Here is a 12,699-nt window from a genome sequence, read left to right as displayed (position 1 = left end):
CGTCTTAAAAAAGACCGGCCTCTTTTGTCTATGAAACTTCCTGCCACCCCTGCGCCTCAACTGCAAAAACAGCTTACGAAACTGTTTTCTATTATCCGCAATGAAGCTCGGGTATCTTCCTTTACCGCCGTGCCGGCGCTTCTTTTGCTTAGCCGACTTGCTCACGAATCATTTCGTCTGTCCGATAATATAGGGTATAATTTTTATGTCTCTTCTCTGAACGACTACCAAGACGAGGCCAATTATCAAGCTATTAGGGAAGCTTTGACCTCGGTCGAAGAACTAATGTCTCTCCTCAGTTTTGGCACTCGTCATGATGTAGCATACATCGTTGACTCGCTTGAACTTGCCCGCTTAACCCAGGGAGAGTTTGAGCGCCTTTTTGATTTTACCCTTGACCAGCTTAGTCGCTACAGCCGTGGCTCAGAAGAATTCACGATTCCCACTGAACTGGCTGAGTTGATTGCTTCCATTTATGAGGCCAAGCCGGGGATGCGTGTTTACAATCTGCAAGCAGGCACTGCCGCGCTTGTGCCCTTTCTTAACCCAGCCGTTAAGTATATAGGGCAGGAGCATAACTCGGAAATCCGCAAGCTTGCTGCATTGCGCCTAGCCGCTTACCAACGTTCCTCAGTTGATCTGCTGTCTGATATCTCGCCTGAACAGTGGACGTATCTCCCGCCTGCCGACTTAATCTTGGCTACGCTGCCCGTATTCGGTAAAAGCAGCAATAGCAGCCAATTCCGACCTGATCTGCCATACAAAATGCCGGCCGACGCCGCATTCGTTCACACTGTCCTGCGCCATCTGCAACCGTACAGCCGGGCAGTCATCCCGGTTACTCTTGGGTTTCTGTTTCAGCAGGGCCATGCATACCGTCAGCTGCGTCAGGATTTGGTGACAACTGGGGCTCTGGAAGCTGTAATCGAATTTCCCGCTGGCATACTGCCTCATTCCGGGATGCGTCTGGCCCTGCTACTGCTCAATAAGGCTCGGCCCGCTGGCCAGTCGGTTCTGCTACTCGATGCGGAATCTTACACCCAGCGCAAAGGCCGTCAGGCTACTCTGCATACTACCAACTTACTCGCGGCGCTGGCGCAGCCCACCAACTTGATTGGTGCCCACTTCATTACCGAAGCCGATTTCAGTCGGCATGACTACGACTTCACCTTTCGGCGGTACTTACTCCCAACTGCACCGGCGCAAAATCAAGCGTATTTCGAGCAGGTAGCGAAGCCGTTGCCTCAGCGCAGTGAGCAACCCACCGAAGGTCGGCTGTTGCGCATCGGAGACTTGAAAACCGATAATCTGAACTATACGCTCACCAGCGCCGAGCTGTCTGTTGAGCAACTCAACGGCCGACGATTGGTGCCTTTGAAGCAGGATGCGCTATTGGTAGCCCTTCAGGGTGGACGCCTCAAGCCAACTTGGTACACGCACCAGTTTGGAGAGGAAGTATTCCTGTCACCAACCAGCATTCTACCGCTGCAGCTGAAGCAGCCCGACGAGGTAGTGCTCGACTATCTGATAGCGGAGCTCAATTCCGAGTTTGTACAGCAGCAGGTTCGCAACCTGAATATCGGCTCTGCTATGCCCGCTATTCGGAAATCCGACCTATGGCAGTTGATTATCAACCTGCCCGGAATTGACGAGCAGCGCAACTTAGTGCGCATAACTAACGAGCAGGCCGACAAAACCCAACAACTCGCCTCAGATGCCGCCCAGACCGAGCGCACCCTGAAAGCTGAGGCCTACGCGCAGCTCGCGGCCCTGAAGCATGCCTTGGGCCGGCCTCAGCTAAACCTGACTTCGAACGTCGACCTGCTCGACGCAGCCATCCAGTATGCGGCCGCGCATAATCAGGTATTAGCTCCTCAAAGCCCATTGTTTCCTTCCGAGAGCACTACCGTGCAGGAAACTATTGCCGCCATAAAACGCGACTTGGAATTTATGTTTCAAACCATAAACCGCAATGAAGCCGAGCTAAATCTGGATGATTATCCATTGCAAGCCATTGACATCTTAGCTTTCCTCCGAGAAGAAGTGGCGCACATCCGTGCGAGTTTGCCCCCGTTTACTATTTCGCTAAGCGAAGACTTTGTGCCTATTCACAACATTCTGCGGAATAACAGTAGGCCACATCCATTTCAGCGCATTGATTCAGTAACAGTGCAAGCCAATGAGTACTTACTCAAGCTGCTATTCAATCATGTGATTGACAACGCCCAGCGGCACGGATTCAGCGACATGCCGAGGGAGCGTAGTAAAATTGACATTAGGGCGGTAGAAGTATTCCTTGATGAAAACTTGGACTCGTTTGCCTTAAGCATCACCATTGCCAACAATGGTCGCCCTTTTCCACTGAATTTCGACATAGCGCAACTCACTCGCAAAGGCGCTAAGGCTGGGACTACAGGAAATACCGGTATTGGAGGCTACGAAGTCAAACAGATTGTCAATTACTTTGGCGGCGAGCTTGAAATCATCAGCCAGCCTGATGACGAATACACAGTAGCCTACCAGTTGGAGCTACCAGTCATTGATGTGCAATATAAAAAGGTAAAGCCATGAGCAATTATCAAGTCCTATGGATTGATGATGAGTACAAAAAGCTGGAAGGATTCAGCAAGTTGGCCCAAGTGAATGGCATCACGCTGGTTCCTTATCAGTCAACCGAAGAGGGGATTCGCTACCTCTCCGATAACATGGGCACTGTAGATGCTGTGTTGCTCGATGCTATGGCTTACCAGAACGCTGGCCAGCAGGAGGGAACCGAAAGCCGGAAGGCGCTTTACGAAGCTTGGGAGCAAATCACCGCACTCAGCAGCGCTCATCAAAAGCCTCTTCCCCGTTTCATACTCACGGGTCAGCCTAGCCTCATGCGGGATACTAGCTTTCAAGAACAGTATGAAGGATTCTTTCGCAAAGGCTCCAGCGAAGAGAGTAAGCGCTTATTCGCTGCCATCAAAGAGGCTATCGACCATCTTCCCGATGTGCAACTCCGATACCGCTTTACGCACGCCTTCGCCTGCACCGACCAGCTGCTTGGAGCCAACGCCAGCTCTCTGCTGTTGAAAGTGCTGAAAGAAGTCGAAAGCCCAACTGTTACGCACGACGATGACCGCTCTTTTAACACTCTGCGCCAATTGGTCGAAGCCTTCCTGCTCGCTGCCCACCGCCACAAACTGCTGCCTGATCAATGTCTGAAGGGCCATGAGGTCAACCTCACTGCCGCCTCCATTTTCCTCAGCGGGCAGCAAATGAACCCGCCCCACGGCGGCGACAGCGTAAAACTGTCTCAACCCAGCCTACCTAAAATCTTGGCCGATTCCTTGCGGGTGCTTATCGAGCTTACTAGCAACGGGTCACATTATCAACAAGACCAGAGTATAACACTAGCCGAGCGAGAAACCGCCAAACAGCAGCTCCAAGTGTTGCGCCAAACGGTCAGAACCCCTTACTTACTGGTTACCCTCACGTATAAGTTGCTCGATTTGCTAGTGTGGCTCAAAGCTTTGGTTAGCGACCCAGCCCGCTTAGCCGCCCACCAAAACAACTGGACGATCGAGTTAGCTGCCACGACTGAAGTGTATGTACCAGGGACAGTTACGCAGCTGTTCCCTAATCGTGGTGTATTCGTAGCCGATAGCTCCGCTGACCAGGCGCATATCCACCAATCAACCCTTCAGGGGCAGAGCCTGCGGGAAGGAATGCGTGTAGAAGCTGTACTAAAGCCAAACCCTCAGCGCCCCGGCGCCTATGTCGCAGTCAAAATCAAAGTAGTTTAGCCGGCTCAGCCGCGTACTACGTGCCACTATTGGATTCCTTTCATCCGTCCCTATAGTTCTTTCTATGGATTCCTCTATCTCTAATGCCTTCATCCTCGGTGCCGAAACTGAAGCTGATACCTGCCGCAAAGAAGTAACCCCAAAGCTCAAAGCTAGCGGCTGGGACGACGAACGTATTCTGGAGCAGCGCGCTTTCACGAAGGGTAAAGTGGTTGTGGTAGGCCGTAACGCTAAGCGGCAGAAAGTTAAAAGAGCTGACTACCTACTGCGCTATTCCCAGGACTACTTACTGGCCGTAGTGGAAGCCAAGCGCCGCTACAAAAGCGCCGGCGCCGGGTTACAGCAGGCGAAAGACTACGCCGAAATTCTCAAGCTGAAGTTCGCCTACGCCACCAACGGCCACGAAATCATCGAGTACGACTTCCTCACCGGTCAGGAAGCTCGGGTTGACCGGTTTCCCACACCTGATGAACTGTGGCTACGCCTACACGGTGGCAATCTCCCCGACGACCGTACCCAAGAGTTACTGCTGAAACCCTTGCGCGTTATTCCCGGCAAGGAAATCCGGTACTACCAGCAGTTGGCCGTCAACCGGGCTACCCGCGCCATCCTCGATGGGCAGCAGCGCCTGTTACTTACCCTGGCCACTGGCACCGGCAAAACCACAGTGGCCTTCCAACTGATTTATAAGCTGTGGGAAAACCGCTGGAACCGTACCGGCGAGCATCGCCGACCCAAAGTCCTGTTCCTAGCCGACCGCAGCGTACTCGTAGATGAGCCCCACGCTAAGGACTTTGCGCTGTTCGGCGACGCCCGCTGCCTACTCTCCGAAGATGGCCCTACCACCAGCCGCGAAATCTACTTTGCGCTCTATCAGGGCCTGGCGGAAGATGATAACCGCGACGGTCTGTTCCGAAAGTTCCCACGTGACTTCTTCGACCTCATCGTCATCGACGAATGTCACCGCGGTAGCGCCTCCGAAGATAGTAGCTGGCGCCGTATCCTCGACTATTTTGCTCCCGCTGTTAAGCTAGGTCTAACTGCCACGCCGCTGCGCGAAGACAACAAGGATACCTACCAGTACTTCGGCGACCCGCTCTACACATACTCGCTGCGGCAGGGCATTGAGGATGGCTTCCTCGCGCCCTACATCGTGCACCGCGTTGTGACGGATGTAGATGCCCGGGGCTGGCGGCCACAGGCTGGCCAGACTGACCGCGAAGGCGCCTTGATTCCCGACCGGGAATATCACACCGAAGACTTCGAGCAAACGGTAGCCTATCTGCCGCGCACTAAAGCCGTGGCGCAGCACCTGACCGAATTCCTGCGCAAAAACGGGCGTTTCGACAAAACCATCGTGTTCTGTCACGACCAGCCCCACGCCGACGAGTTCCGCCGCGAGTTCAACAACCTGAATACCGACCTCACTCGCCAGCACCCTAACTACTGCGTGCGCATCACCTCCGACGAGGGCGACGTGGGCAAAGGCTTCCTCAGCGACTTCATGGACATCGAGAAAGAAATTCCGGTAGTCGTCACTACGTCGAAACTCCTGAGCACCGGGGTGGATATTCCTACCTGCCGCAACGTGGTAATTTTTCGGTTGGTCAACTCCATGACGGAGTTTAAGCAAATTGTTGGCCGCGGCACCCGCATCCGTGAAGACAAACAGAAACTGTTCTTCACCATCCTCGACTACACCGGCAGCGCCACCAGCAAGTTCGCCGACCCCGAATTCGATGGCGTACCACCCCTGCTCACCCAGGAAGAAATCGACGAGCAGGGCCGCCAGATTGCCGGTAGCTTCGAGGAATTTCCCGACCCCGATCAAGGTGAAGACGAGGATGACGACGACCAGGACAATGGCAACGGCGGTGGAGGAGGTGGCGGTGGCCGCCGCAAATTCCACGTAGATGAGGGCCAGGCCGCCGTAGTCAACGAGGCCGTGCACATGCTCGATAGCCAGGGCCAGCTGCGCACTGTGCAGTTCACCCAGTACGCCAAAGAGGAAATCACCACCATGTTTACCTCGGCTGGGGAACTGCGCGCCGCGTGGAGCGACCTGCACCAGCGCGAACATATTCTGCAGCTCCTGGAAGCCAAAGGCATTGAGCTGGATCAGCTAGCCGATTTCGTGGGCAAACCCGAGGCCGACCCCTTCGACGTACTCTGCTACGTGGCCTTCGACCTTAAGCCGCGCACCCGGCGCGAGCGGGCCGCCTGGGTACGGCAGCACAAAGCCGAGTTCTTCAGCCGCCACAGCGCTCAGGCCCGCGAGATTCTGGAGCAGATTCTGAAGAAATACGAGGAAATAGGCCCGTCTCAAGTCAGCCCCGAAATTGTGAGCGTGCCCCCGCTTACCCAGTATGGAAATGCTGCCGAAATTGCGGCGCATTTCGGGGGTGTTGGCAAGCTGGTGCAGGCTGTAGATGAAATGCAGCAGATTCTTTACGCTGAAGACGCCGCCTGAGTCGACTATACCTCTTTTGTAAAGGCTCCGGCCGAGCAGGATTCTGTCTCAGCTAGGCCACCCATTGTTCTCTCAATCGAAAAACCCTCCTTGCTCATGCGCCTGCTCCAACAGGGAGCAGACGCCGGGAGAAAGGCCCCTAATACCGTGGCAAAAACCAAAAAGCAACCGAAAGTAGAATCCACCGCCCAGCGCCTGTCGGCCATTGTCAAATCCTGCCGCAACTTCATGCGCAAAGACAAGGGCCTCAACGGTGACCTGGACCGCCTGCCGATCCTGACGTGGATGATGTTTCTCAAATTCCTCGACGACATGGAGCAGGTGGAGGAAACCAAAGCGGAGCTGGAGCGCAAGCCCTACCGGCCCGCTATTCAGGCGCCTTACCGGTGGCGTGACTGGGCCCATGCCGGCGGGCCTACCGGCGACGACCTGCTGGCTTTCGTAGCCAACGAGCAGTGCATCCGCCCCGACGGCACCGAAGGCCCCGGCCTGTTCTACTACCTGCGTGGCCTGCAGTCCGAAACTGGCCGCGGCCGCCAGGACATCATTGCCAACGTGTTCCGCGGCACCACCAACCGCATGGAAAACGGCTACCTGATGCGGGATGTGGTCAATGAAATCAACAAAATTCATTTCAACCGCACCGAGGAAGTATTTACTCTCTCGCACCTGTACGAAAGCCTGTTGCGCGAAATGCGCGACGCCGCCGGCGACTCGGGCGAATTCTACACGCCCCGGCCCGTGGTACGCCTTATGGTAGAAATGCTCGACCCGCGCTTGGGTGAAACCATTCTCGACCCCGCCACCGGCACCGGCGGCTTCCTAGCTGCTGCCTTTGACTACCTCAAGCCGCAGGTGAAGACGGTAGAGGACAACGAGGTGCTGCAGCAGCACAGCATTCGAGGCGGCGAGGCCAAGTCTTTGCCCTACCTGCTCTGCCAGATGAACCTGTTGCTCCACGGCCTAGACTACCCCAGCCTGGACTATGGCAACTCCCTGCGCTTTAAGCTCTCCGATATCGGCGACGACCAGCGCGTGGACGTGCTCATCACCAACCCGCCCTTCGGCGGTGAGGAAGAGCGGGGCATCCTCAACAACTTCCCCGCCGACAAGCAGACCGCCGAAACGGCCACGCTGTTCATGCAGCTCATCATGCGCCGGCTGCGCGTGAAAACCAAAAAGCAGCGTGGTGGCCGGGCGGCTGTAGTCGTGCCCAACGGTACCCTGTTCGAGTTGGGCATTGCGGCCCGCGTGAAGCAGCAGCTGCTGGCCGGCTTCAACCTGCACACCGTGGTGCGCCTACCCGAAGGCATCTTCGCGCCCTACACCGATATCCCGGCCAACATCCTGTTCTTTGAGCAGGGCATGCCTACCACCACCACGTGGTACTATGAGGTACCGGTAACGGAAGGCCGCCGTAAGTACAGCAAAACCAAGCCCTTGCTCTGGGACGACCTGGCCGACCTGCGGGCTTGGTGGACCGACCGCCAGCCCAATACACAGGCCTGGCAGGTAGATCTGGGCGCCATCGTAAAAGCGGCTGAGGACGCTTCCCGTCCCTTCTCCGACGAGGCCAATAAGCTCCGCGAGCAGCTCAGCACCATCCGCGCCGAGCTGGCTGCCCTGGTACTGGCCGATGACCGGCAGGTAAATAAGCTACGCGACGAAATCCGCCGGTTGGAAAAGGCCGAGCGTGAAGCCCGCGCCGAAGCCGATACATTTCTATTGGCTGCTTATAATCTCGACCACAAGAACCCGAGCAAAAAGGAGGAAGAAGACCACCGGGAACCAGGGGAGTTGCTGGCCTCGGTTCGTGAAAAGGAAGGGGTGATTTTGGGGATGTTGGAAGAGCTTTCCTTATCAATTATGTCTGTTGAAGCTGATTTAGTATGAAGTGGCCGCAAGTAGAGTTGGGGGAAGTTTTACAGCCTGTAAAAGATTCTGCCACTATTATACCCCAAAGGCTCTATCGGCAAATCACCGTGAGACTTTTTGGCAAGGGTGTAATTGAAAGGGGGAAAATCGTTGGTAGCGACATTGGTAGCAAGCAGTACACAGCTAGTGAAGGGCAATTCATCATCTCAAAGATTGACGCACGGAACGGCGCTTTTGGCTTAGTACCACAAGAGCTGGATGGGGCAGTTGTAACGGGTGATTTTCTGCTGTTCAAATGTGCACAGCCTTTGGAACCTAAGTTTCTGGCCTACCTTTCTACGACGCCCTTTTTCGTCGATGAATGTGTTAAATCAAGTGTTGGTTCTACAAACCGAGTGCGCCTGAACCCGACCAAGTTCATGGGCATTAAAATCCCCCTGCCGCCTCTGTCCGAGCAGCAACGCCTAACCGCTAAGCTCGAACAGGTGCAAACTACCGTAGCCGAAATCAAGCGCCTACGCACCGAGCAACAGAACGAGTTGCGGCTGTTGCTACGGCGGCAGTTCCGCGAAGCCATTGCCGACGCGCCCCGCCTACCACTAGGCCAGGTGGCCCCCATCGTGCGCCGACCGGTAGAGGTGGATACAACCGCTATTTACCCAGAGTTGGGTGTCCGCAGCTTTGGGCGTGGCACTTTTCATAAGCCGCCCACTATCGGCGCCGATGTAACGTGGCAAAAGCCTTACTGGCTCAGGGCCGACGACTTACTTTTCAGCAACATCAAAGCCTGGGAAGGTGCCGTAGCCGTTGTAGCTGCTGAAGATGACGGCCGCATTGCCTCGCACCGCTACATTACCTGCGTAGCCGATCCGTCAGTGGCGCTGTCCCGCTTTCTGCTGTACTACCTGCTCACGCCGGAAGGTATCGAGAAGATCAACGATGCTTCCCCAGGCACCGCCGACCGAAACCGTACTCTCGGTACCGCAGCGCTAAACAAGATTGAGGTGCCCGTACCCTCCTTGGCTACACAACAGGCCTTCCTCGATCTGCAAACCCGAATCGACATGCTCACCACCGCTCAAAACACCGCCCAGGAGGAGTTGGGCCTACTGCTGCCCGCCGCGCTGGACAAAGCATTCAAAGGGGAGTTGTAAAATATGATATTAAATATATATTCACGCTTCATTTAATCAAACTGATATGCAGCGGTTTGTACTCTGTGCGTTATTCCTGTGCAATATCCAACTGGTGTGTGCGCAAGTTCCTTCTTATCGTGCCCGCTTCCGGTACATCCTCACCCAAAGGCGCATCGATCAACTGCGCAAAGGGTGTCCGTCATTAATAGTAACAGACGCGCTCGGCAAAACGGCCTATAATTTGTGCTCCGTAGGAGTGCCGTCCGGTCGTCAACCACGCATCCGCGCTCTAGTCACCAACGATAAGGGAACCCTTCTGCTTGACCCATGGAGCGTCCGTGACGACCGTGTCAACAAACCTTGCCAGGCGCGGTCAGATTCCACTTCTGTCAAAAAAGATCCATGTTATGGTACTACGGGGATAATAAACGCGGCCATCGACAATGACTTACGAATCCAACTGCCGAAGCGCACCCGCATCGGTGACCCTACCATTGCCACCTGGCTGCATTATCAAACGTGGTTGTTTGGGGTCAATGCTATCGGGCTCAAGGTGCGCCCACGCGTCAAAGACGACGCCGACAGCACATACACTCGCAATGCGGTTTCTGGTACTCTCAACCTCGGCCTGAATGTCGGTTATTCCTTTGGCTGGACCTATTTCACGCATCGATCCAGCCACAGTTACTCCATCACTCCAGGGCTTAACCTGGGTTTCTCTGGCGTGTCACTGAGCAAAGAGCCATTGAAGCGCAAAACCACTCTGACATACATTCCCAGCAACTTCGTCTTTTCCCCAGCCTTGAGCCTCATTGGCGCGCGAAACGACGTAGGCCTCATCTTCACCGTCGGCGTTGATCGTATGTTTGGCAAATACGCAGATGTGTGGTTATATCAGAACAAGCTATTCTACGGAATAGGAGTGTCGGCTGGCCTCAAGCTTTAGTGCACATAGTGGCAATTTGACGTGTAGTAAGCTCGTTGTATGAGCCGCGAACTTGCTTCTACACTAAATATTTGTTCTACATTTGAGCAACAATTAGCCGCATTAACTGCTTCGTTAATTACTTGCCGTTTCCAAACCCCAGCCCATAAAAGCCTGTACACAGCCCTGTATACAGACTTTTTTGTTGTTACCGAGTCGTTGCTACCCGCCTATGGAATATCAGAACCACTTCCTGCGCGAAGCCCTTTGTGCGTTTCGTTACGATGTGGCTCCTGACCAGGCCGAGCCTGCCGTAGAGTATTTCCACCGCTTCTACACGCTGCTCAAGGAACGGGGTTTCACCGCCCACCAGCAGCAACCCTTTGAGCTTTCGTTCCAGTTAGAGAACAAGCCCAGCGGGCCGGAGGCGGTCAAATCCGAGGTCAGCAAAGGCCAGCCATCTTTAGTCCTGCGGAACGAATCGACCGGTTACGCCATTATCATTGGGGTAGGTTTTCTTTCATTCAACTGCCTCAAACCTTACCCTGGCTGGTCGGTCTTCCTGGATGAGTTGGTACGCCCGTTTATGCCCCTATACCGCGAGTTGGGTATCCGTCAAACCCTGCGGGCCGTCCAAATGGCTTACATCAACGAGTTTGAGTTAGAATCCGGCGAAACCGCCCATGACTACCTGTCCCACCTTTTGCCGCTTGCCGATTTACCAGACGCCCAGTTGGCTGGCCACTCGTCCCAAAGTCAGTTTATCTTACCGCCCAACACCACCGTTACGCTACAAACCAGAGTCACGCCCGGCCAACTTGGTCCCTGTAGCCGCGTATTACTCGAATGCAATGCTGCTGCCACAATAGTGGAAAGTGCCGATGAATGGACTTTGGCCGGTCAGGCCCACGCCGCCGCCAGGGCAGCGTTTACCAGTGTAGCTACCCCCAAGTATAAATCTAGTATTGTCTAACGCCATGTTCCTAACCCAAGTCCTCGACCTGCCCCTGACGCCTGCCCCTATCGTCAGCAGCCTGTATAAGAGCCGCTGCGAAGACATGGCCGTAGTCAGCCCCGGACCTCAGTGGCTGGGCAACACTCTATGCATTGGCCATTTCAATGCCGCTCTGCTCACCAATGAGCAGCTGCCGTACTTGTCCAAGCTTCGGGCGCATACAACGGCCGAGGAGTCAACTAACTACGGAACTGCAGAGCATTTTCACCTGCGTTCCGAAAGTCCCGTGCTGGCGGGCATAGCATCTTCGTTATTCCAACATACTCGCTCTCTGGTCGGCACTGAGTATGAAGTTCTTAGCGACTTAGCCGACGAGTTGGCCTTGGCCCAGTCTCTTTCCTCTATCTCGGGTATGCGCTAAGCATATCCAGCTTGTAAGTGTAGCTATGGCGTTTAGCGTAACGGAAATAGCGCGACTTTTTCCGTCGTTTCTTACCGATACTGAGAAAACGCGTATTAACCAAGGTCTGAGTCAGTTTGATGCCTCATTAGCCAGCTCTTCCAAGCTCTACACCGACTTCTATACTGCAGGAAGCCCAGCCTACCTCTTGCAAGGCGACCTGTTGCCCTCCATGCGCTTGCCTGTGTGGCAAGCGCAGCAAGGCACTTATGCAAAAGGCCATACCAATGCTTTATTAATTGCCAATACCTGCGACGTAGATGTCGTCGGCAACCCGCGTAACGTCCCTAAGGAAATCGGTTTCGTACAACTTATTCCCCTAGCCGATTTCTTGGCTCGGCTTGAACGTACATTCCAAGCTCAGCAACTCCCGCTTGGCACCATTCGCAGCAAGCTGCAAAACATCGAAAGTGAGCTTAGGGGCCAACTTCTTACCAACGTGTTCTATCTACCGGCCGTACCTGGCGGCCTGCCTGAGCAGGTTGCTCTTCTAGACCGCCCTTTTTGGTTTCCTGCTGCCGAACTGGCCCAAATAAGCCAAGTGCTGCTTTCCAACCGCTTGGCATCCTTAAGCCAGTGGGGCTATTACTTGTTTATCCTGAAACTGTCTTACCACTTATGCCGTCTCCCTGAAGAGCGTGACCGGAATTAACACCCAATGAGGCGCCTGTATAAGCCGATGTACTTCTCTAAAACAGCCCCCGACCGTTCCGGCCGGGGCTGTTTCGTTTTTCAACCTATCCGATTATTTACTCCACCCCCCCGCGTGAACTTGACCAGCTCTGTATCCCGCAGTTGCTCCAGCCACTGCTGCGCAGCCTCCGGGGTCTGCATTTCTTCCGGTGGCAGCGGAAACACCGGCGAGGCGTTGCTTCCCTCCGCAAACCGCACTTTCAGCGCGTAACACACGAAATGGGCGTCCGGCTTCACCTCAAACCGCAGGCCCCGGGCCATATAGGCCCCAAAGATTTCCTGCAACGAGTCCTGATCGGGAATAAAATACCCCATGTTGTTTTGCTAGTTATTTTAGTGATGGTATGCCGGGTGAAACTTCTGTGAAAGCAGTAAAATCTGCCTGCAGCAGTGTATT

Annotated in this window: 10 protein-coding genes; 9 read left to right on the top strand and 1 reads right to left on the bottom strand. The window is 54.7% G+C overall.

Going from position 1 to position 12,699, the window contains the following annotated elements:
* The first annotated feature begins 30 nt into the window (after nt 1-30).
* From FY528_RS05350 to FY528_RS05310, 9 genes are all read left to right on the top strand, one after another.
* Nucleotides 31-2,571, top strand: coding sequence for an N-6 DNA methylase (locus FY528_RS05350; RefSeq protein ID WP_149069952.1), 2,541 nt, complete (start codon nt 31-33; stop codon nt 2,569-2,571).
* Nucleotides 2,568-3,788: a hypothetical protein gene (locus tag FY528_RS05345; RefSeq protein ID WP_149069951.1), complete on the top strand. Its 1,221-nt coding sequence runs from the start codon at nt 2,568-2,570 to the stop codon at nt 3,786-3,788. The genes FY528_RS05350 and FY528_RS05345 overlap by 4 nt, the downstream gene beginning before the upstream one ends.
* Nucleotides 3,789-3,852: 64 nt before the next feature.
* A complete protein-coding gene (hsdR, locus tag FY528_RS05340) occupies nt 3,853-6,258 on the top strand; it encodes an EcoAI/FtnUII family type I restriction enzme subunit R (RefSeq protein WP_149069950.1) in 2,406 nt (801 codons plus the stop codon).
* Nucleotides 6,259-6,405: 147 nt separating this feature from the next.
* Nucleotides 6,406-8,151: an N-6 DNA methylase gene (locus FY528_RS05335; protein ID WP_222931789.1), complete on the top strand. Its 1,746-nt coding sequence runs from the start codon at nt 6,406-6,408 to the stop codon at nt 8,149-8,151.
* The gene (locus tag FY528_RS05330) at nt 8,148-9,287 is read left to right on the top strand and encodes a restriction endonuclease subunit S (RefSeq protein WP_149069948.1); all 1,140 of its coding nucleotides are present in this window, start codon (nt 8,148-8,150) and stop codon (nt 9,285-9,287) included. Before FY528_RS05335 ends, FY528_RS05330 begins: the two co-directional genes overlap by 4 nt.
* Before the next feature lie 46 nt (nt 9,288-9,333).
* Nucleotides 9,334-10,215 (top strand): hypothetical protein, encoded by an 882-nt coding sequence (locus FY528_RS05325; protein WP_149069947.1) that lies wholly within the window; start codon nt 9,334-9,336, stop codon nt 10,213-10,215.
* A 211-nt stretch (nt 10,216-10,426) separates the two neighbouring features.
* Nucleotides 10,427-11,167: a TIGR04255 family protein gene (locus tag FY528_RS05320; protein WP_149069946.1), complete on the top strand. Its 741-nt coding sequence runs from the start codon at nt 10,427-10,429 to the stop codon at nt 11,165-11,167.
* A gap of 4 nt (nt 11,168-11,171) precedes the next feature.
* Nucleotides 11,172-11,570, top strand: coding sequence for a hypothetical protein (locus FY528_RS05315; protein ID WP_149069945.1), 399 nt, complete (start codon nt 11,172-11,174; stop codon nt 11,568-11,570).
* Nucleotides 11,571-11,595: 25 nt separating this feature from the next.
* Nucleotides 11,596-12,261, top strand: a complete 666-nt coding sequence (locus FY528_RS05310) for a hypothetical protein (RefSeq protein WP_149069944.1) — start codon at nt 11,596-11,598, stop codon at nt 12,259-12,261.
* Between the two features lie 80 nt (nt 12,262-12,341).
* Here the strand turns inward: FY528_RS05310 and FY528_RS05305 are convergent, their stop codons facing one another.
* Nucleotides 12,342-12,617: a hypothetical protein gene (locus FY528_RS05305; RefSeq protein WP_149069943.1), complete on the bottom strand. Its 276-nt coding sequence runs from the start codon at nt 12,615-12,617 to the stop codon at nt 12,342-12,344.
* Nucleotides 12,618-12,699 lie beyond the last annotated feature (82 nt).

Origin of the sequence: Hymenobacter lutimineralis (genome assembly GCF_008271285.1) — a bacterium.
Taxonomy (GTDB): domain Bacteria; phylum Bacteroidota; class Bacteroidia; order Cytophagales; family Hymenobacteraceae; genus Hymenobacter; species Hymenobacter lutimineralis.
Note: the sequence above shows the minus strand (reverse complement) of the source record. Positions and strands in the feature narration are given on the sequence as shown.